The organism is Acidithiobacillus sp. TH-A67 (assembly GCF_057473545.1).
Genome location: NZ_JBYCKU010000004.1, coordinates 45,418 through 62,942, shown reverse-complemented (window position 1 = coordinate 62,942; position 17,525 = coordinate 45,418). Strand labels below are relative to the sequence as shown.

Annotated in this window: 22 protein-coding genes and 1 other RNA gene; 13 read left to right on the top strand and 10 right to left on the bottom strand. The window is 58.9% G+C overall.

Translation table 11 applies throughout. The features are described from left to right. Positions 1 to 3: 3 nt before the first annotated feature. Both AC2VNM_RS00795 and AC2VNM_RS00790 read right to left on the bottom strand, forming a co-directional pair. Entirely contained in the window at positions 4 to 405 is a 402-nt protein-coding gene (locus AC2VNM_RS00795) for an RrF2 family transcriptional regulator (RefSeq protein WP_483165917.1), read from the bottom strand. 90 nt (positions 406 to 495) lie between these two features. Next, the gene (locus AC2VNM_RS00790; protein ID WP_486912707.1) at positions 496 to 1,107 is read right to left on the bottom strand and encodes a hypothetical protein; all 612 of its coding nucleotides are present in this window, start codon (positions 1,105 to 1,107) and stop codon (positions 496 to 498) included. A gap of 370 nt (positions 1,108 to 1,477) precedes the next feature. On the opposite strand from AC2VNM_RS00790, the gene AC2VNM_RS00785 reads away from it, so the two are divergent. The 3 genes from AC2VNM_RS00785 to AC2VNM_RS00775 all read left to right on the top strand — a co-directional run bounded on the left by AC2VNM_RS00785 (position 1,478) and on the right by AC2VNM_RS00775 (position 2,452). Further along, positions 1,478 to 1,750, top strand: a complete 273-nt coding sequence (locus tag AC2VNM_RS00785) for a hypothetical protein (protein WP_483165919.1) — start codon at positions 1,478 to 1,480, stop codon at positions 1,748 to 1,750. A 64-nt stretch (positions 1,751 to 1,814) separates the two neighbouring features. Then, positions 1,815 to 2,219 (top strand): YidB family protein, encoded by a 405-nt coding sequence (locus AC2VNM_RS00780; RefSeq protein WP_486912706.1) that lies wholly within the window; start codon positions 1,815 to 1,817, stop codon positions 2,217 to 2,219. Beyond that, a complete protein-coding gene (locus AC2VNM_RS00775) occupies positions 2,213 to 2,452 on the top strand; it encodes a PsiF family protein (protein WP_486912704.1) in 240 nt (79 codons plus the stop codon). The genes AC2VNM_RS00780 and AC2VNM_RS00775 overlap by 7 nt, the downstream gene beginning before the upstream one ends. Positions 2,453 to 2,501: 49 nt before the next feature. On the opposite strand, the gene AC2VNM_RS00770 is transcribed toward AC2VNM_RS00775, so the two are convergent. From AC2VNM_RS00770 to AC2VNM_RS00760, 3 genes are all read right to left on the bottom strand, one after another. Continuing rightward, positions 2,502 to 3,059 carry an RNA pyrophosphohydrolase gene (locus AC2VNM_RS00770; protein WP_483165922.1) on the bottom strand — a complete coding sequence of 186 codons (558 nt, stop codon included), beginning with the start codon at positions 3,057 to 3,059 and terminating at the stop codon, positions 2,502 to 2,504. A gap of 85 nt (positions 3,060 to 3,144) precedes the next feature. Further along, positions 3,145 to 3,585, bottom strand: a complete 441-nt coding sequence (locus AC2VNM_RS00765; protein ID WP_483165923.1) for an NUDIX hydrolase — start codon at positions 3,583 to 3,585, stop codon at positions 3,145 to 3,147. Next, complete coding sequence (locus AC2VNM_RS00760) at positions 3,582 to 4,298, bottom strand: pseudouridine synthase (RefSeq protein ID WP_486912703.1); 717 nt, start codon at positions 4,296 to 4,298, stop codon at positions 3,582 to 3,584. Before AC2VNM_RS00760 ends, AC2VNM_RS00765 begins: the two co-directional genes overlap by 4 nt. 84 nt (positions 4,299 to 4,382) lie before the next feature. On the opposite strand from AC2VNM_RS00760, the gene AC2VNM_RS00755 reads away from it, so the two are divergent. The 3 genes from AC2VNM_RS00755 (at position 4,383) to AC2VNM_RS00745 (ending at position 8,290) form a co-directional block, all read left to right on the top strand. Next, entirely contained in the window at positions 4,383 to 5,414 is a 1,032-nt protein-coding gene (locus AC2VNM_RS00755; protein WP_483165925.1) for an agmatine deiminase family protein, read from the top strand. Positions 5,415 to 5,475: 61 nt separating this feature from the next. Continuing rightward, positions 5,476 to 6,306, top strand: a complete 831-nt coding sequence (gene lgt, locus AC2VNM_RS00750; protein ID WP_483165926.1) for a prolipoprotein diacylglyceryl transferase — start codon at positions 5,476 to 5,478, stop codon at positions 6,304 to 6,306. Positions 6,307 to 6,340: 34 nt separating this feature from the next. Continuing rightward, the gene (locus AC2VNM_RS00745) at positions 6,341 to 8,290 is read left to right on the top strand and encodes a UvrD-helicase domain-containing protein (protein ID WP_486912702.1); all 1,950 of its coding nucleotides are present in this window, start codon (positions 6,341 to 6,343) and stop codon (positions 8,288 to 8,290) included. 53 nt (positions 8,291 to 8,343) lie between these two features. Here AC2VNM_RS00745 and rpsT read toward each other — a convergent pair whose 3' ends face one another. Further along, the gene (gene rpsT, locus AC2VNM_RS00740; protein ID WP_483165928.1) at positions 8,344 to 8,622 is read right to left on the bottom strand and encodes a 30S ribosomal protein S20; all 279 of its coding nucleotides are present in this window, start codon (positions 8,620 to 8,622) and stop codon (positions 8,344 to 8,346) included. 158 nt (positions 8,623 to 8,780) lie between these two features. Between rpsT and AC2VNM_RS00735 the strand changes: the two genes are divergently transcribed. After that, positions 8,781 to 10,256: a glycosyltransferase family 39 protein gene (locus tag AC2VNM_RS00735; protein WP_486912700.1), complete on the top strand. Its 1,476-nt coding sequence runs from the start codon at positions 8,781 to 8,783 to the stop codon at positions 10,254 to 10,256. 34 nt (positions 10,257 to 10,290) lie between these two features. Next, positions 10,291 to 10,431, top strand: a complete 141-nt coding sequence (locus AC2VNM_RS00730; protein ID WP_483165930.1) for an IS66 family transposase — start codon at positions 10,291 to 10,293, stop codon at positions 10,429 to 10,431. 40 nt (positions 10,432 to 10,471) lie between these two features. On the opposite strand, the gene mrdA is transcribed toward AC2VNM_RS00730, so the two are convergent. Beyond that, on the bottom strand, positions 10,472 to 12,316 hold the full coding sequence (gene mrdA / locus AC2VNM_RS00725; RefSeq protein WP_486912699.1) for a penicillin-binding protein 2: 1,845 nt from the start codon (positions 12,314 to 12,316) through the stop codon (positions 10,472 to 10,474). A gap of 69 nt (positions 12,317 to 12,385) precedes the next feature. On the opposite strand from mrdA, the gene AC2VNM_RS00720 reads away from it, so the two are divergent. The 5 genes from AC2VNM_RS00720 to AC2VNM_RS00700 all read left to right on the top strand — a co-directional run bounded on the left by AC2VNM_RS00720 (position 12,386) and on the right by AC2VNM_RS00700 (position 14,527). Further along, the gene (locus tag AC2VNM_RS00720) at positions 12,386 to 12,631 is read left to right on the top strand and encodes a hypothetical protein (protein WP_483167226.1); all 246 of its coding nucleotides are present in this window, start codon (positions 12,386 to 12,388) and stop codon (positions 12,629 to 12,631) included. Beyond that, the gene (locus tag AC2VNM_RS00715; protein ID WP_483165933.1) at positions 12,628 to 12,945 is read left to right on the top strand and encodes a cell division protein ZapA; all 318 of its coding nucleotides are present in this window, start codon (positions 12,628 to 12,630) and stop codon (positions 12,943 to 12,945) included. The genes AC2VNM_RS00720 and AC2VNM_RS00715 overlap by 4 nt, the downstream gene beginning before the upstream one ends. Before the next feature lie 8 nt (positions 12,946 to 12,953). Beyond that, a non-coding RNA gene (gene ssrS / locus AC2VNM_RS00710) (6S RNA) lies at positions 12,954 to 13,135 on the top strand. Positions 13,136 to 13,139: 4 nt separating this feature from the next. Further along, positions 13,140 to 13,736: a 5-formyltetrahydrofolate cyclo-ligase gene (locus AC2VNM_RS00705; RefSeq protein ID WP_483165934.1), complete on the top strand. Its 597-nt coding sequence runs from the start codon at positions 13,140 to 13,142 to the stop codon at positions 13,734 to 13,736. Beyond that, a complete protein-coding gene (locus AC2VNM_RS00700; protein WP_486912698.1) occupies positions 13,733 to 14,527 on the top strand; it encodes a TIGR00282 family metallophosphoesterase in 795 nt (264 codons plus the stop codon). The genes AC2VNM_RS00705 and AC2VNM_RS00700 overlap by 4 nt, the downstream gene beginning before the upstream one ends. Here AC2VNM_RS00700 and AC2VNM_RS00695 read toward each other — a convergent pair. From AC2VNM_RS00695 to AC2VNM_RS00685, 3 genes are read right to left on the bottom strand one after another with little or no spacing between them, the layout of a single operon-like run. Then, a complete protein-coding gene (locus AC2VNM_RS00695; RefSeq protein WP_486912697.1) occupies positions 14,512 to 16,275 on the bottom strand; it encodes a M61 family metallopeptidase in 1,764 nt (587 codons plus the stop codon). The genes AC2VNM_RS00700 and AC2VNM_RS00695 overlap by 16 nt on opposite strands. 7 nt (positions 16,276 to 16,282) lie before the next feature. Continuing rightward, the gene (locus AC2VNM_RS00690; RefSeq protein ID WP_483165937.1) at positions 16,283 to 16,825 is read right to left on the bottom strand and encodes an isochorismatase family protein; all 543 of its coding nucleotides are present in this window, start codon (positions 16,823 to 16,825) and stop codon (positions 16,283 to 16,285) included. Between the two features lie 2 nt (positions 16,826 to 16,827). After that, entirely contained in the window at positions 16,828 to 17,478 is a 651-nt protein-coding gene (locus AC2VNM_RS00685; RefSeq protein ID WP_486912696.1) for a protein-L-isoaspartate O-methyltransferase family protein, read from the bottom strand. Positions 17,479 to 17,525 lie beyond the last annotated feature (47 nt).

Here is a 17,525-nt window from a genome sequence, read left to right as displayed (position 1 = left end):
CCCTCAGGACGGAATCAGACTGGCCAAGCAGAATCCCCTGAGCAGGTTGTTCTGTTGTTCCTGCAATTCCATCCACGCAGTGTGCAGCGGGCAGGGGTGGAGGTCAGAACACTCTTTTTGTCCGAGAATGCAGTGCACCTGTTTTTCTGGGGCAGTGCTTACCGCTTGCAGAATGTCATAGGCGCTCAGGCTCGCAGCCTCAGGTCGCAGCGCAAAGCCGCCACCCTTGCCCTTGAGAGATTCCAATACGCCACGTTTGGCTAAAATCCGTAATACGCTAGCCACGCAGGGTTCCGAAACCCCTACGGCGTGCGCAATGTCGCGACAGAGAATGGGTACTCCAATTCCCTGCTCTGCAAGGAATAGCAAACAGCGGAGGGCACATTCGGTATTTTTGTTGAACATTTGTAGTCGGTCGTTGTGTGGCCGTTAACACGGAGGAAGCGCCTCAGCACTTCCTCACGCCGATGGCACAGGAAATCTTGATAATTGGGTCTAATGAGCGACAACGGTGGAGGGCTTGCCTCCACTGGTGGTGCGCAGGGCATTACGGCGCATCGCCCAGCTCATGCCCAGCATGGCTGCCGAAAAGGCCGCCGAGAAGCCGATGATGATCCAGTTGTAGATGCCCGAGCCTGCTTGTGGAGCGACGGCAAAAATCACCTGCAGACAAATGGCCAGGGCGAGGTAGGCGGAAGATCCAATGATCAGGACCATTTCCTTGTTCTGGACGTTGCGGATCACCCAGATCCCTTCCAGCACGCCCACAATGGCGATCCAGGCAAATACGGTCAACAGCGTAAACACTATGTTGCCCTGCGTAGCCAGAATGATAACGGCGATGCCGGCCGCGACTCCAACGATGGCCTTCAAGGCAATCAGTACCCGTGGGCAGGTGCCAGAGCCTTTCTGTGTCAGACGGATTGCCGAGTAGCCACCATCAAAGAAGACATAGACGGCAAAAAACCAGATGAGCAAAGTCATGGTGGCACCGAAATCCAGCAACGCAGCGATAACGAAAGCTAGCGCGGCGATACCCCGGGCAAAAAGCAATTGCCAGGAGAATAGGGTCATACGATCTTCCCGCCCGAGTGTTTGTGTATTCATAGGTGTACCTCCTTTATTCCTGTCCCGAAAAATGGAAAGAATGATAAAAAGCATTCTTTCATCTGGTTTATAGTCAAATAGAAATCGCAAAGCAACTATTATTTTTTTATTTTTCTGATTATCATATAACCTTTCTTATTGAAAGTTAGTGGTTAAATTTACGTATTATTACATTAATACAATCTTATTAATCGATTTTCCTGCGCGTTGACCCGCCGGAGTCGGGCGGGTCGCCTCCTCTTTGCTTCTGGAACTGCCTGATATTTCTTTTTCTTTCCACCAAACTATGCTAGAGTCTTGCTGGTAGGGGTGGTTCGGAAGGCCTCCCCCGTCGAGCAAGTATGTCAGGATTGACCGAGCAGGGAGCGATATGCCCATCGTTGCACCGCAGTATGGTATTACCCCAGAGCGCAAGCGTGCGCGGGATCAGGAAACTGGAACGGAACAGCGCGTTCCCCGGCGCTCCGTTGAGCCTGTGCCCCCCGAAAATATCGATCAGACTGGTCGACCGCAGTTCTGGTACCCAAAAGATCTGCCTATCCCAGAGGAGTCGGCACGTCCGGCCACTACTCAGCCAAGTTCGCGTTCGAGTACACGATCCGTTACCGTGGAAGTGCGTAAGCGGCGCAGCATTCCACGCTGATCCTTGAATGGCCTGATATCCTGAGGTATTTCCGTTTCGGACATGCGAAAACGGGAGGTGAAACATGGGCCTGTTTGATAAGTGGCATCCAGTGGCATGGCAGCCCTTGGTGCTGACTCAAGGTGGTTTTTTGGGCTCTGCGGTTCGCTTTTTGCCGAGTCAGCCCGGCGGTGTGAGCGGCACCTTGCAACAGCTGCACGATAACGGGCTGGGTTCCGTTGTCGATTCGTGGATGTTCAATGGACAGAACCAGCCGATCAGCGTGGATCAGATCGAATCCGCCATTGGCAGTGATCGGATTCAAAACATCGCCAGCGCAATCGGTGTGGATCCGCAAACCCTCACGCAGGGATTGAGTTGGGCCCTCCCAGGGATCATCGATCGTTTGACGCCGGAGGGCGAGGCTCCGGTCGCAGGAGGTCTGGATCAGGCCCTGCTGTACGCAAACCAAAGGAGAACACCATGTTGAAACAAGTATTGGCTTCCTGTGTTGCCGCGTCGTTCCTGCTCTCTGGCGCCGCTTTTGCGGAAACCGCTGCACCGGCCGCGCCGAAGAAGATGGAAAGGAAGGTAGAGCAGCACAAAGCCCCGCGCAAGCTTACCGCACAGCAGGAAAAGATGAAGACCTGCAATGCCCGTGCGAAGGGTATGAAAGGCGAGCAGCGCAAGTCCTTCATGAGCAGCTGCCTGAAGAAGAAGTAATCCAGGTTTGTGCAGGAAAGAAGGGCTGGCCGCGGCGTGGCCAGCCTTTTTACGTTGCGCGGCTTGGGTGTCGACGACGTTGTGGGTAACGGTTTCCGCGATGTGGCAGCGGGTTGCCCCGTTCTGGAACGGGGAAGGGCGCCGGTGGCGCGCCGATCAATGGCGCCAGCTCCTGCAGGGCCAGGCAGTAAACGCGCCGCTTGAAGGCAATGATTTCTGCTGCCGGACGCCAATAATCCACCCACTGCCAGTCCTCGAATTCCGGGTGCGCAGTCTGCAGGTTGATTTCTGCTTCGCTACCCTCAAAGCGCAATAAAAACCAAATCTGTTTTTGTCCGCGATAGCGCCGTTGCCGGTTACGGTTCCGCGCATTGGGCACATCGTAGCGTAGCCAACCCCGGGTACGGCCCAAAATACACACCTTGTTGGTGCCCACCTCTTCCAGGAGCTCACGAAATACCGCCTGCTCGGGACTCTCGCTGCCATCAATACCGCCCTGGGGAAACTGCCAGGCATTTTCACCCACTCTTTTCGCCCAGAGTACTTGATTGTCTTGGTTGCAAATGATCATGCCCACGTTGGGGCGATAGCCGTCTGCGTCGATCATCGCTATGTCTCTCTACAGAATTTATCGTACTCTAACAAAATTCTGGATAGAGGTCATGGGCGCTTGCGGGCGGCACACTTGCATTTTACAGCGAGTGCAGGAGGTCGAGGGAAAAGCGTTGTCCAGCAAGAAAATCGTGAATGCATTGCTCTACCATTACCGTACGGAGTCGTGCCGCCGAGAGCTCCTCTGGCCGCAACCAACGCGGGCCAATGATGCCGGCATCCAGAGGAGCCAGTGGATCATACCCGCTGGTGTGGCCGGCGAAGGCAATGCGGAGATAGGTAAGGTCTTTGTGCGGATGTCGCCAGTGGTAGATGCCCAAAATGGCTTCGGGGACAAAATCATAACCAGTCTCTTCCAGGGTTTCGCGGATGACCGCGTCGATCAGACTTTCCCCTTTTTCCCAGTGCCCAGCAGGCTGATTGAGGCAGGGCTGGCCATCGATGAGCTCTTCGACGAGAAGGAAACGCCCGTGGGTATCACAGGTGACGGCGGCAACGGTAACATGCGGGCTCCATCTCATGCGGCAGATTCCTGCTGGATTTCGGTTTCCTGCAAAAAGCGCCAGGCACCAGGCTGCAGATCGCCCAGAGTGAAGGGGCCAAAGCCCTCGCGGTGCAATGCCTGTACGTGATTGCCCAAAGCAGCCATCATGCGGCGCACCTCATGGTAGCGCCCTTCCTGTAAGGTCAGGCGGATTTCCCGCTCGCCCAGTCTCTGTAGCTGCGCCGCTTTGCAAGGCATGCTTTCGCCCTCCAGAAGCAGCTTGCCGCTGGCAAGGATCTGCTCGGCATCGTCCCGCAATGGCTCCGCTAACTGCACCTGATAGTGACGGGGAATCGCGTGGCGCGCGTGACTCCAGCGGTGCAGCCATCGCCCGTCGTCACTCAGTAGCAGCAGGCCGCTGGTGTCGCGATCGAGGCGCCCGGCACTGTTCAGGAGCGGGCGGCGATAGCGCCAGCGCATCGGCAGGTCATCATAGATGCTGCGCGGATCATCGTGGGCACAGACCGTGCCCAGATCCTTGTGGTAGAGCAGATAGAGAGGGCCTGCCGGATCGATGGCCTCACCATCGACGCGGACTTGGTCAGGATTGACCTTGCTTCCAGATCGCAGCCTATCCGCCACGCCGGCGACCTGGATGCGACCCTCGCGTAGCCAGCCGCGTACCTCCGAACGGCTGCAATAGCCGAGCCGGGAAAGAAGGTGGTCGAGGCGCTCTTGTCTAACAGTCATCAGCGGAGTGTAGCCGCCCGGAGGCGGTGACGGAAGCGTTGCAAGGACCTACAATGCGGGCTGAGTTAGCACTGGGGAGCGATCATGGCCGAGGGGTTTACCCTGCCTGCAGAGTGGGCAGCACAGCAGGAGGTGCAATTGACCTGGCCGCATCCGGCAACGGACTGGGCGCCAAGGCTGGAGCAAGTCTTGCCAGTATTTGCCGCTATCGGTGCGGCCATCAGCCAGCGGGAAGATCTGCTGGTAGCGTTGCACGACGAGGCTAGCCAACGCGAATGTGAACGACAGTTGCGCGCAGCGGGCGCTGATCTTGCGCGTTGCCATTTTCATCGGGGTCCCAGCAACGATTCCTGGGCGCGAGATCATGGCCCCATTACCCTGCGGCACCCGGATGGGCGCCGTCGACTGCTGGACTTTGCCTTCAATGCCTGGGGACTGAAATTTGCCGCCGATCTCGATAATCAATTGACGCGTCGCCTGCATGCTGCTGGAGCGTATGGTGATCTGCCTTTGCAGACCCTGGGCATGGTCCTGGAGGGCGGTAGCATCGATAGCGACGGCCAGGGTACCCTGCTGACGACGGACGCCTGTCTGCTGTCGCCCAATCGTAATCCGCAATGGTCCCGAGAAGAAATCAGCAGCCAGCTCTGTGTCCTGCTTGGTGTCGAGCGCGTATTCTGGCTGCAGTCCGGTTACCTGCAGGGCGATGATACCGATGCCCATGTGGATACCCTGGCGCGGTTCTGCAGCGCGGGGGTCATTGCCTATCAGTGCTGCGACGACCCCCTGGACGATCATTTTGCCCCCCTGCAGCAGATGGCGGCGGAGTTGGCGGGATTCCCGCAGATCGATGGCCGCCCCTATCACCTGATTCCGTTGCCTTGGCCAGCTGCTCGCTATGATGAAGAGGGCGAGCGATTGCCCCTGAGCTATGCCAATTTTCTGATCATCAATGGTGCTGTCTTGTTGCCAGGCTATGATGATCCCGCCGATGCGGTGGCAGCGGAGCGACTGGCGGCCGCATTTCCGGACCGGGAAATCGTCTTGCTTCCCTGTCTGGAGCTGGCGCGCCAGCATGGCAGTCTGCATTGTGTGACCATGCAGATTCCTGCCTGAGGGGCTGCCTTGACAGAATGCTACCGGGTGGCCATCGTGGGCCATCGCTAGGGGGAGTTTCATGCTGCACTATCCCAATATCAATCCCATGGGTTTCCAGTTGGGGCCGATTACCATCCATTGGTATGGCCTGCTGGAAATCATCAGCTTTGTCATCGCTACCCTGTGGCTCATTCGCCGCGGACGCCGCAGCCATACGCCTTGGAAAAAATCCGAGGTGGTCGATCTCGAGTTTTTTGTGGCGATCGGCGCCATCCTCGGCGGTCGCGTGGGTTATGTGCTCTGGTATAATCTCCCCTACTATGTGCAGCATCCTTTGCACATGCTGTATATCTGGGATGGCGGTATGTCCTTCCACGGTGGCCTGCTTGGTGTGGTGTTGGCCTGCTGGCTTTTCGCGAAAAGCAAACCGGAGCATGGTTTCATGCCCACTCTTGATTTTATCGCACCCGCAGTTCCCATCGGTTTGGGTCTCGGCCGCATTGCCAACTTTATCAATGATCAGCTCTTTGGTCGGGTAAGCCATCTGCCCTGGGCGATGGTCTTTCCGGCCGGGGGGCCGCAGCCGCGCCAGCCCTCGCAGATTTATGAATTCCTTCTCGAAGGAGTCCTACTGTTTTTGATTCTCGCCATCTACAGCCGTCGCCCCCGTCCCATCGGTGCGGTGGGTGGACTCTTTGTATTTGGCTACGGCGTGTTCCGCTTTCTGGTCGAATTCGTGCGGCAACCGGATATCCAGTTGGGTTTTGTCCTGGGTCCCCTGACTATGGGGCAGGTGCTCTCTATTCCCATGATTCTTCTCGGGCCGGTCATCATCTGGTGGGCCTATCGCGGTGGCTTCGCTGAACAGACGCACAGCGCGGCGGTGCCGTTGGAGGCCCAGGCTGAGTAACGGTCCCGATCTCAATGCACCGCAGTGGGAGGCGGTGCGCCATGTGCATGGGCCATTGCTGGTACTCGCCGGCGCGGGCTCGGGAAAGACCCGGGTGATCACCCAAAAGATCATCCATCTGATTCAGAATGAGCAGGTTGCAGCGCAGCACATCGCCGCGGTTACCTTCACCAACAAAGCGGCGCGCGAGATGAAAGCGCGGATTTCCCAGCGTCTGGAGGGCCGGACCGGACGGGGGTTGCTGGTCTCGACCTTTCATCGCCTGGGCCTGCAGATTCTGCGCCGGGAGCTGCCACGCCTAGGCTATGGGCCAGCCTTCAGCGTCATTGATCCCGGCGACAGTCTGGCAGTCGTACGTGGCTTGCTGCGCCAGAGCAACGGCGCAGCGGATCTTGCCGAGGCGGTCCAGGCGCGCATCTCGCGCTTCAAGAACGATGGTCTTTCGCCGGAGGAAGTCGTAGCCGATGATCAGATCGGTGTTCTGGCGCAAGCGCTCTACCCCGAATACAACAAGTCCTTGCACGCCTGTAATGCGGTGGATCTGGACGATCTGATCCTGCTGCCCACCCGTATCCTCAGCACCGACGAGGCAGCGCGTGCCTACTGGCAGGATCGCATTCGGTACCTGTTGGTGGACGAATACCAAGACAGCAATGGCGCGCAATATCGTCTCCTACGCGTGCTCTTGCAGCAGCGCCAGAACCTGACGGCGGTGGGAGACGATGATCAGAGCATCTACTCCTGGCGTGGCGCCGCTGCGGACAACCTGCATCGTCTGGCGGAGGATTTCCCCACCCTCAAAGTGATCAAGCTGGAGCAGAATTATCGTTCTACCGCCCGTATTCTGCGGGCTGCTAATGCTGTCATCGCGCAGAACGAGCATTTATTCGAAAAACGATTGTGGTCGGATCTGGGGGAGGGCGAGCGTATACAGGTACATGCCTGTGCGGATGAGAGCGATGAGGCCGAGAGGGTAGCGAACGCCATCCTGCGTGACCGCTTTCAACGTGATGGAGCGTATCGTGACTACGCGGTGCTGTACCGTAGCAATCATCAGTCCCGCCCGTTGGAAGCGGCCTTGCGCGCTGCGCGGATTCCCTATCAGGTCTCCGGCGGAATCTCGTTTTTTGAGCGTGCGGAAATCAAGGATTTTCTCGCCTACTGTCGCTTGATCCATAATCCCGACGACGATCCAGCGCTGTTGCGCGCCGTGAACACGCCGCGCCGGGGAATCGGCAGTCAAAGTCTGGAACGTCTGGGGCAACATGCGCGGGCCCAAGGGCAGTCCTTCTTCGCCAGCATCTTTAGCGAAGAGCTGGAGTTGCCGGCGCGTAGCCGCAACGCCTTGGAAGATTTTGCCAACTGGATCAATCAGAAAAATGATGAAGTACAGCGCTGTGCGGAATTGCTTCCCGTCCTGCAAAGCATCCCGGAAGAGATTGGCTACTGGCAATATCTGTTGGATGAGGGAGATGAGCGTGGCGCCCGTCGCCGCTGGGAGAATCTGCAGGAATTGCTGGACTGGGTGGGCCGTCTGCTGAAGCAGGAGGACGGTCCCAAAGATCTCGGTGAACTGCTGCAACGTCTCATGCTCTACACCATGCTCGAGAGGGAAGAGGACGACGATCGCGACGTCGTACGCTTGTCTACCCTGCATGCAGCCAAGGGACTGGAATTTCCGCAGGTATTTCTGGTGGGGCTGGAAGAGGAGTTATTGCCGCATCGCAATAGCGAGACGCCCGAGCAGACCGCCGAGGAGCGTCGTTTGTTCTATGTGGGAATGACCCGGGCACGCTTTCGCTTGCAGCTCAGTTTTTGCCAGAAGCGCAAACGCTATGGTGAAACCCTGAATCCCGAGCCATCGCGATTTTTGCAAGAGATCCCCGCCGAGCACCTGGATTGGCAGCGTAGTGTGAGCACAGCTGATGCCCCGGAGGAAACCGAGGACGCCTTCGCGCGCCTGCGCGCCCTGCTCGACAGCTGAAAAGCGAAAGGCCAGTCGGATGACTGGCCTCTTGTGCTCGCTACAGGATACGATCAGGCAGAAGCCTGCTCTCCCATTGCCTTCACCCGTGCCGACAGGCGGCTCTTGGTACGCGCTGCAGCATTACGATGAATGACGCCCTTGCTGGCGGTCTTGTCGATGATCGACTCAGCCGTGTGAAACGCACTGCGAGCCTGCTCCTGGTTGCCCTCACGGACGGCGCGTAGCACATGCTTCACGTACGTGCGCATACGGGAATGCAAGCTGTCGTTGTGCAGCCGCCGCTTTTGATTCTGAATTGCGCGCTTGCGCGCCTGAGCCGAATTCGCCACGCTACCACTCCTGATACATGCAAAAGGAAGTCCCCATTTCTGGGACAACAGATGTGCAAATTCTGCGCAGTTTCACCACCAAAGTCAAGGTGTAGCCTCTTCTTCCCCACATTGGCCCCTGGCTTTGTGGCAAGAAAGACACTACACTTTGCCTCTTCATGAAGAATTCCTCGCGCCCAACACGCTGGAAGCCCGTAGGCATCGGCTTGGTCTTGCTTGCCATTCTGGCCATCCATTATGCCATCATTGTGCTGGGCCTCTTGCACCTGTCGGGTGACGAGGCCCAATACTGGACCTGGTCGCGCCATCTCGCCTGGGGCTATTATACGAAAGCCCCCATCATCGCCTGGATCATCGCCCTCGGGACGCGCATCGCCGGCAACACGGATCTCGGAGTGCGCTTTTTTGCGCCCCTCTTTGCCTTTGCCTTGGCCGCCATGGCGTATGTCTTTGCCCGGCAGATCCATGGCAGCTATCGGGCCGGTGTGGTGGCTGCCCTGCTCTTTGCCCTTACGCCCATCTTCTTTCTGGGCGGGCAGGTGATGACCACTGACATCCCCATGGTGACCTGCTGGTTTCTCGCCCTCTGGGCAGTGTGGTGGGCGCTGGTGCGGGAGCGGCCCTGGGCCTGGTACGCCGCCGGTCTGGCCGTGGGTCTTGGCTTGCTCAGCAAATATAACATGGGTGTCTTGCCCATGGCGATCCTGGTGTATCTGCTCGCCTCCCGGCATTGGCGCAAGACCCTGGCCAGCCCCCATCCCTGGCTGGCGGCCCTGCTGGCCTTCGCCGTCTTTTCACCCAACCTCTGGTGGAACAGCCACCATCATTGGGTAACCATGGAGGCTACCTGGGGCAATGTCACCGGTGGCCGCGGTGGTTGGGAACATTGGCTGACGTTCCTGGCCGGGCAGGCGGGTGTCGTCAGCCCGGTCCTGTTCGCCCTGATCTTCGCCGCGCTCGCGATGCGTGGTCGCCGGCTTACGCCGCAGATGGGCATTCTCGTTTGGCCGAGCCTGTTGGCCCTGACTTTTTACCTGCAAAAGGCATGGACCGGCCAAGTGGATGTCAACTGGCCGGTGGCAAGCTATGTAGGGCTTTTCCTGTGGGCGGCGGGGCCCCTTTCCGAGCGGGTCTGGGCGCGCTGGACGGCGGCGGGTCTGGCCTTGTCGGTGTTGCTCATCGGTCTGGTATTGTCCGCCAATCTTCTTCACCGCGCCCATGTCCCCTTGCCGACGCGCTGGTATGTGCCTTTCAAGCAAATGCGGGGCTGGTCGGAGATCGCTGCGGCCGTAGATCGGGCCGGCAGGGGGCTGGCGCCCTATTTTGTGGTCACGGATTTCTATCAGGTTAGCGCCACCCTGAACTTCTACCTGGCGGGGCAGCCTTTCGTATACTATCAGTCATTCGGCCCCCGACCGGCGCTGGGCAACCAGTATGCCCTCTGGCCCGGTTACGCCGGGCGCCGCGGCCAGAATGCCATCCTCGTCCTGTGCGGCGACATCGGCCATATTCCCACTTCCTGGCGGGCCCATTTTGCCAGCTGCCGGCAGCCCGTCTTTTTTACGGCGCGCTCCGAAGGGGTGAACTGGCATCGCATGACCTTGGTGGTCTGTGAGGATTATCAGGGACCGTAGGAGGAGGGCCGGAGTGTGAAATCAGACGATAGTAGTGCTGTATTCCCTGCTCAGGGCGAAGTTTCTGCCATTCCCGTGTCCAGCAGCGCTCCAGTATGCCCTGAAGCGCTGGCCGGCCCTGACCAGCTACCTCGACAGCGGCCACCTCAGTATTGACAACAATGGAGCTGCGTAACCGCTCGGGAGGAGTCCAAGATGTCGTCACAATCGCGAGTTCAATGCTGTAGGTGCAAATGTGCTAGCGGCGGGCCCGGGTCGCGGTCGGGTTGCAAGTAAGCGGCGATGGTGGCACGGGCCACCGGCAAGGCTTGCCAGGCGTTGTGCCCGCCATTCTCGACGACCACGGCTACGGCGATTTTGGGGTGATCGACTGGTGCCCAGCCGATGAACAGGGAGTCGTTATTGTAAATCGTCCGCCCATAGGCGTAGCCCTCGGGAATTTGTGCGGTACCTGTTTTGCCGGCGATGCTGATGCCGGGGATGCTGACGGTATGACAGGTGCCGGTATTGACGCAGGCCTCCATTCCCTGGCGCACGGCATGCAATGCCACTGGGTCGATATGCAGGTTTTCCGGTACCGCATTGGGGATCGGACTCCGTTCTCCAGTGCTGGAATTGACCCATTCCTTGGCGACCTGTGGTTGCACCAGATAGCCGCCATTGGCAATGGCGGATACGGCGCGCGCGAGTTGCAGGGGGGTAACCAGGAGATAGCCCTGACCGATGCCCAAAATGACCGAATCGCCGGTGTACCAGGGGGCGTGCAGGTGGGCCCGCTTCCACTGCGGAGTGGGAACCAAGCCCGCTAAACCGCCCGGTAAATCGATGCCGGGAGACTTGCCAAAGCCAAAGCGCCACAGGGTTTGATCCTGCAACTGGATGCCCATCTTCACCGCCAGCTTGTAATAAAAGACATCCACAGACCAGGCCAGCGCCTTGGTGAGATTGGTTTCACCAAAACCACCGCGGTTCCAGTCCCAGTAAGTGTGTCCGCCAAGCTGAAAATTGCCCGGACAATAGGTCCGAAAATCCGGGCCTATTACCCCCGACTGAATGGCCTGGATGGAGAAGAAGGGTTTGGCGCAGGAGCCGGGCGGGTAGAGGCCATTGTCGGCACGGTCGGTAAGCGGATGGCCAGGATTATCGAGGAGGCTGCGCCAGTGCGCTGTACTGATGCCATCCACAAACCAGTTGGCATCGAAACTGGGGCTGCTGACCATGGCAAGTACATGACCGTTGTTGGGATCAAGAGCGACGACGGCACCCCGATAATGATCGCTCTCGAGGGCATTTGCAGCGGCTTCCTGCACCCGTAGCCGTAAATGGGTTACAAGGTTGTCGCCAGCCAGCGGCTCTTGCTCTTCCAGCGTGCCGACCTGCAAGCCTTCGGCATTGATCTGTTTGATTTGATACCCCATCTGGCCACGCAATCGTTGCTCATAGTAGCTTTCCAGACCAGTTTTGCCGACGTAGTCCCGCCCGCGGTAGTTCTCTGCCTGATGCCGTTTGAGATCAGTAGCGGTGATCGGCCCCACATAGCCGACGATGTGGGAAAAAAGGGTGCCGAAGGGGTAGTTGCGATGCATCAGGGCGGTAACGCGCACCCCAGGAAATTCTGCCTTGCGCACCGCCAGGGCGGCGACTTGCTGGGGACTGAGATTCGCTTTGAGGATGATGGGATCAAAGCTCGCCTTGGCTGCCATGCTTTTGTCGAAACGGGCCATGTCACCGTCGGAAAGATCGAGCAGCTTCTGCAGGCGATCAAGGGTGCTGTGCAGGTCGCTGGTCTGATCTGGTGTGACTTCCACCGCGTAGGTTGGCTGATTTTTTGCAAGAATCTGGCCATGATCGGCAAGAATCAAGCCGCGGGGTGGGTTGACGGGAACCAGGGCAACATGGTTGTCATGGGCCAGTTGCCGGAATTTTTGATAATGCAATACCTGCAGGTCGAGCAGGCGGGCGAGCACGACCAGCAATAGCAGCAGCACCACGATGGCAGCAAGGCCGAGCCGGTTACGAAAATTCTGTCCGGAAACAAGAGGGGTGGAGGTCTTTTTCATGGGGTTATCGATTTGCAAATGCCTGCCGCCCTTCGTACACTCCTTGCCACACGGAAGCCGGGGGTAAGCGTGCGGGAATCTCGGGTCGAATTTCTCCTGGGTCAAGTCGAAGCCATGATACTCGATTATCACGCTCTGCGCCGCCAGGTGCGGGGAGTGGGTCAGATTGCCGAGCTTGCGCGGCTACGTCGGGAAAAAGAGATCCTGGAGGCAGAAAATCTGCAGCTTCGTCGGCAGCAGCAAGACATTCGCGAGCGTCTGGATCGGCTACTGGAGCAAATCTCCATCTGGGAACGGGAAGAGTATCAGCGATGAGTCAGGGCAATGCCGCCGATGCGCGCGAGCTGATCGCCGCAGAGTTTCTCAATCAGTCCTATCAAATCACCTGCTCGCCCGAGGAACGGAATCTGCTTGGGCAGGCCATTGTCACGCTGCAGGAGCGTTTGCAGGCAGCCAAGGTGCGTCAGGGCGTGGGCGTCCAAAGGGAGCGCGCCCTGCTCATGGTTGCGTTGAATCTCGCTGCCGACCTGCAGCGCAGCCAGGGTGAATTGCAACAGGCGCAGAACACTCTGGAGACCGTGACTGCCCGATTGCAGAACTTGGTTGACATGGGTCAGGGCGCGGAGTAGCTTGGAGCTACTCCCTGCGGGGCTCGTGGTTCCGGGATATTTCCTGAACCAACATTGTCTATCCAGGGGGCCTTGGTCCATATCGTTGGTGTGCCGCTCCGCTGCGGAGTAGCCTGATACGATTCCCGGGCTCCCGACCTGGTCATCAGGTTCGTGGGATAGCGGGCGCCACGACCCAAGCGGGGAGTTTTTCTTTGTCAGTATCCAAAATCGATATTCGTCGTAGCATGCGGCAACGCCGCGCGGCCCTGAGTGCCGCCGATCTCCGTCAAGCGGAGGGTGGCCTGCTTCGCCAATTGCGAAATTCCCCGATTCTCCGCAAGGCGCGTACCATTGCTTTATATTGGCCTATGCGCGGGGAGATTGGTGCCCTGCCTATCCTGCAACTACCATGGTCGCATCGCCAACGGTTCTTTCTCCCCGTTCTGGCTGGCTTGCATGCGACTGAGTTGCGTTTTGCGCCGTTTTCCGTAGGTACAACCCTCAGCAAAAACCGTCTGGGAATCCCCGAGCCCGAGGTGCCGCGTCGTTACTGGAAATCCGCCGCAGAGCTGGACCTGTTGTTGTTGCCGTTGGTCGCCTTCGATGCCACTGGCCAACGCCTGGGTATGGGGGGGGGCTTCTATGATCGCAGCCTGGCAGCATTGCGGCATCGCCGTCACTGGCGTCGCCCCCGTCTGGTGGGGGTAGCCCACGCCTTTCAGGAAGTGCGAGAATTGCCGACGGAGCCATGGGATATCCCGCTGGATGCCATTGCTACGGAACGAGAATACCGGAGTTTTCGACGATGAACGTACGAATCTTCTTTGCGGGCGACGTGATGGGAGCGCCTGGACGCCGTGCCTTGCAGCAAGGGCTGGCCGATCTGCGCGTGGAAAAAGCTCTGGATGCGGTAGTGGTCAATGGCGAAAATGCCGCTGGTGGTGCGGGAATCACGCGCAAGATCCTGGACGAGTTTTTCGCCTGGGGCATCGATGCGGTCACAGCGGGAAATCATATTTGGGATCAAAAAGAAACGATCAGCTTTATTGTGGAGGAGCCGCGTCTACTTCGTCCTTATAACGCACCTCCCGGTACGCCGGGGCGCGGAGCGCTGCGGATCGAAAAAAATGGCTGGCGCCTCGGCGTGCTCAACCTCATGGGGCGCCTGTTCATGCATCCGCTCTACGATTGTCCCTTCCGTGCCGCGGACGTCGCCCTGGGCGACGAACTAGCCGGCTGTGATGTGATCCTCGTCGATTTGCACGCGGAGGCCACCAGCGAAAAATATGCCCTTGCCTGGCATCTGGACGGCAGAGTCAGCATGGCGGTCGGTAGCCATACCCATGTTCCTACGGCGGACGAGCGGGTGTTCCCCGGGGGTATGGCTTATCAAAGTGACGCCGGCATGTGCGGTTGTTACGATTCGATCATCGGCGTGGATCGGGAAGTTGCCAAACGCCGATTCATCGACGCTATGCCTGCCAAGGCGCCGGTGGTCGATGGCGTGGCGAGCCTCTGTGGTCTGCTGGCAGAAATCGACACCGAGACGGGGAAGGCAGTGCAGGTGGAGCGGATTCGCCGGGGCTACCCCGCGGATTGAGCTGCTGAAGCCCCACTGAGCCAGTCGCTGCAGCGCTGGTTTCCGCCATCGCCGATCTGTAGATAGGCAGTATCCAGCGGGGGAATAAGCAGAATGCAGTCGCACTCGCGCATCCTGCCATCGCGCAGAAAGTGCAGGTGCCGAGGGATTCCTGGAGTCAGTCGATCGATTTGGGACTGCAGACGCTCGGCCAAGATTTCCTCTCCGTCCAGGGCCAGCAGACGGTCCCCCGGACAAAGACCAGCCTGTTCCGCCGCTCCGCCAGCACGCACGAAAGTCAGTTCCACGCCAATCGCTGCCTTTTCCCAGTTTGCACCGAGATCGGAGCGTCGACCTTCCGTTTCCACACCGCCACGGTCCTGCTCGTCGCGGGCGGCACGCCAGAGCAGATCAACACCCAGAATCTGCAGGCATTCTTGCAGGGGCAGGGGCTGCGCTTCGGCAACCCACTGTCGCACTTCGTCGACCCCAGCATTTCCCAGGACAGGCTTGAGGAGGGCAAAAATTTCGCCTTCTGGCAGGGACCGCTGCCTTTCTCCATAGTCTTGCCAGAGTCGGCGCAGAAACGCGTCGAGGCTGGAGCCACGCTGCCGCAGCCGCGCGTCGAGACAGAGGGCGGCAAGGGCGCCCTTGTTGTAATAGCTGATCTCGAAGTTGGCCGCGGATGGATGCGGATGATAGAGCTTGGTCCAGGCGTCGGCGCTGGATTCGGCCAGGCTCTGATAGCTTTCCCCGGGACGCCGGGCGAGGCGAGTGATTTCCTGTCCCAGTTCTTCGAGGTATTGTGCCGGAGACCATAGGCCTGCGCGACACAGAAGCAGGCTGTCGTAGTAGGAAGTGATACCCTCGAAGACCCAGAGATCGCGACTGATTATCTCTGTTTCCCAGAAGCTGTCACTCCATGCCGCCGGACGGATACCCTGGACCAGCCAGGAATGAAAATACTCGTGGCTGGCGAGTCCAAGAAACTGACGGTAGCCTTTGGGATCCGTGCCGTCGAGATCACTACGGTTGCACAACAGGGCAGAGGATGCCGAGTGCTCGAGGCCACCATAGGCGTTTTGCCCACACATGCACAGAAAATGATAGCGCGAGAAGGGGCTGCCGCCCCAGAACTGCTGCTGGCAAGCACAGATTCTGGCAAGATCCTCGCCCAGGCGGAGTAACTCTGGGTTGTCGTGGCCCAACAGAGCGAGGTGATGAGGTAATTCTCCGGCACAGAAATCCACCCGATGCAGGGGGCCGAAGAGCAAGGGATGATTGCAGAAGCTGCGGTAGTCGGGGGCGCGAAACTCGCCCCAGGACCACGCGCTGTCAGAGATCGCTTCCATGCTGGTGGCCAGTTGCCAGTCGGCGGGACCGCTGATTTGCAAGGTATGTTCTTGCTGCTCCTGACCAAGTACCCGCAGAAATACTGCCGGGCCATTGAAGAACCCGCCCCGGTCATCGAGATAGGCAGTGCGCACTGATCGGTCAAAGGCATAAACCTGGTAGGAAATGGTTACCGGGCCGTTACAGGGAGCCAGGCGCCAGTGATCCTTGCGGAATTTTTCCACCGGCAATTTCCGTCCGCCCGCCGTTGCCCGCATGCTGACGATGTGGCGGGCGAGATCACGGATGGTATAACTGCCGGGTACCCAGGCGGGCAGGGCGAGAATCTGACCGTCTGGGTCGGGCTCGGCAAGGTGCAGATCTACCTGAATCAGGTGGGCATTTTCTTGAAGACGGATATGGTATTGCAGATTCATGAATGCCTCAGCGCCAGGCGGGCGCCAGTTGGCGAAAGCGTGGATCGGCGGCGTCCTCCATCCATTCATAGAAGATGGATTCGGTACTGCTGAGGATGACACCGGCATGGCGCAGACGTTCGAGTGCCCACTCGCTCTGCCGGGGCTCGCGACTGGCTACCGCATCGATGGGGACAAGCACGTGCCAGCCCTGGGCCTGCAGGTCAAGGGCCGTTTGCAGCACGCAGATGTGGGTTTCTACTCCCAGCAGGCAGATCTGCCGGCGATCCAGCCGGGAACGCAGGGCATTGCGCAAGGCGGGGTTGGCATGACAGGAGAACTCGGTTTTCTCGAACGTCGGACCGAAATCGTGGAGGCTGGGATCGATCGCGCCGAGCCCTATAGGATATTGGGCCGAGAGCAGAATGGGAAGGTCCAAGGCTCTGGCACTGTTCAGGAAGCGACGGACGTTGTGCAAGAGTGTTTCCTTGCGTTCGTCCCCCAGCATGGCCAGTAGCTTGTCCTGCAGGTCGATGGCCAGGATGAGGCTGCGTGCTGCCCGAACCCGCATCTTCAGAACTGGAATTTCTTGTTGGTGGGGTGGCGTAGCGCGGGGATATCCGTTTCAAACAGGTCCTTGCTACCCAGGCTGCCGTCGGCGGCGCGGCGATAGCGGCGCACCTTGCAAAGTGGAGACTCGCCGAGGATGGCGAGGAGGCGCCCGCCGGGGTTCAACTGCTCGAGAAAGGCCTTGGGGAGCTGCGGGAGAGAACCGGTCAGGACGATAACGTCGCAAGAGCCGGATGCGGCCCAGCCGCCCGAAGCATCACCCACGTGGAGATGTACATTGGTAACGCCCTGCATTTGCAGACGCCCTTCGGCGGCGTGAATGAAATCGGCGCGATCATCAACGCTATGGACGAGCTTGCCCATACTGGCCAACAGGGCGGTAAAGTAGCCACTACCGGTGCCAACTTCGAGGATCTGGTCTTGCGGGCGAATTTCCAGCTCCTGCAAAACCCGTGCTTCCATCTTTGGTGTCCACATTCGTTCGCCGTGCCCCAAGGGGATTTCAAAGTCGGCGAAGGCGAGCTCCTGCAGCTGCGTAGGCACGAACTGTTCCCGCTTGACGCGTTGCAGAACTTGCAGAACTTCGGGGTCAAGAACATCCCAGGTGCGAATCTGGGTGTCGATCATGGTTTGGCGAAGGCTGTCGAAGTGCATGGGAATCATCCAAAATACCTGCTACATTTAGGCACGCCGTCTAGGGC

Excerpts from the sequence above, each read along its gene's own strand:
- AC2VNM_RS00795 (WP_483165917.1), bottom strand. The coding sequence starts at position 405 with ATGTTCAACAAAAATACCGAATGTGCCCTCCGCTGTTTGCTATTCCTT.
- AC2VNM_RS00790 (WP_486912707.1), bottom strand. The coding sequence starts at position 1,107 with ATGAATACACAAACACTCGGGCGGGAAGATCGTATGACCCTATTCTCC.
- AC2VNM_RS00785 (WP_483165919.1), top strand. The coding sequence starts at position 1,478 with ATGCCCATCGTTGCACCGCAGTATGGTATTACCCCAGAGCGCAAGCGT.
- AC2VNM_RS00780 (WP_486912706.1), top strand. The coding sequence starts at position 1,815 with ATGGGCCTGTTTGATAAGTGGCATCCAGTGGCATGGCAGCCCTTGGTG.
- AC2VNM_RS00775 (WP_486912704.1), top strand. The coding sequence starts at position 2,213 with ATGTTGAAACAAGTATTGGCTTCCTGTGTTGCCGCGTCGTTCCTGCTC.
- AC2VNM_RS00770 (WP_483165922.1), bottom strand. The coding sequence starts at position 3,059 with ATGATCGACGCAGACGGCTATCGCCCCAACGTGGGCATGATCATTTGC.
- AC2VNM_RS00765 (WP_483165923.1), bottom strand. The coding sequence starts at position 3,585 with ATGAGATGGAGCCCGCATGTTACCGTTGCCGCCGTCACCTGTGATACC.
- AC2VNM_RS00760 (WP_486912703.1), bottom strand. The coding sequence starts at position 4,298 with ATGACTGTTAGACAAGAGCGCCTCGACCACCTTCTTTCCCGGCTCGGC.
- AC2VNM_RS00755 (WP_483165925.1), top strand. The coding sequence starts at position 4,383 with ATGGCCGAGGGGTTTACCCTGCCTGCAGAGTGGGCAGCACAGCAGGAG.
- lgt (WP_483165926.1), top strand. The coding sequence starts at position 5,476 with ATGCTGCACTATCCCAATATCAATCCCATGGGTTTCCAGTTGGGGCCG.
- AC2VNM_RS00735 (WP_486912700.1), top strand. The coding sequence starts at position 8,781 with ATGAAGAATTCCTCGCGCCCAACACGCTGGAAGCCCGTAGGCATCGGC.
- mrdA (WP_486912699.1), bottom strand. The coding sequence starts at position 12,316 with ATGAAAAAGACCTCCACCCCTCTTGTTTCCGGACAGAATTTTCGTAAC.
- AC2VNM_RS00715 (WP_483165933.1), top strand. The coding sequence starts at position 12,628 with ATGAGTCAGGGCAATGCCGCCGATGCGCGCGAGCTGATCGCCGCAGAG.
- AC2VNM_RS00700 (WP_486912698.1), top strand. The coding sequence starts at position 13,733 with ATGAACGTACGAATCTTCTTTGCGGGCGACGTGATGGGAGCGCCTGGA.
- AC2VNM_RS00695 (WP_486912697.1), bottom strand. The coding sequence starts at position 16,275 with ATGAATCTGCAATACCATATCCGTCTTCAAGAAAATGCCCACCTGATT.
- AC2VNM_RS00690 (WP_483165937.1), bottom strand. The coding sequence starts at position 16,825 with ATGCGGGTTCGGGCAGCACGCAGCCTCATCCTGGCCATCGACCTGCAG.
- AC2VNM_RS00685 (WP_486912696.1), bottom strand. The coding sequence starts at position 17,478 with ATGCACTTCGACAGCCTTCGCCAAACCATGATCGACACCCAGATTCGC.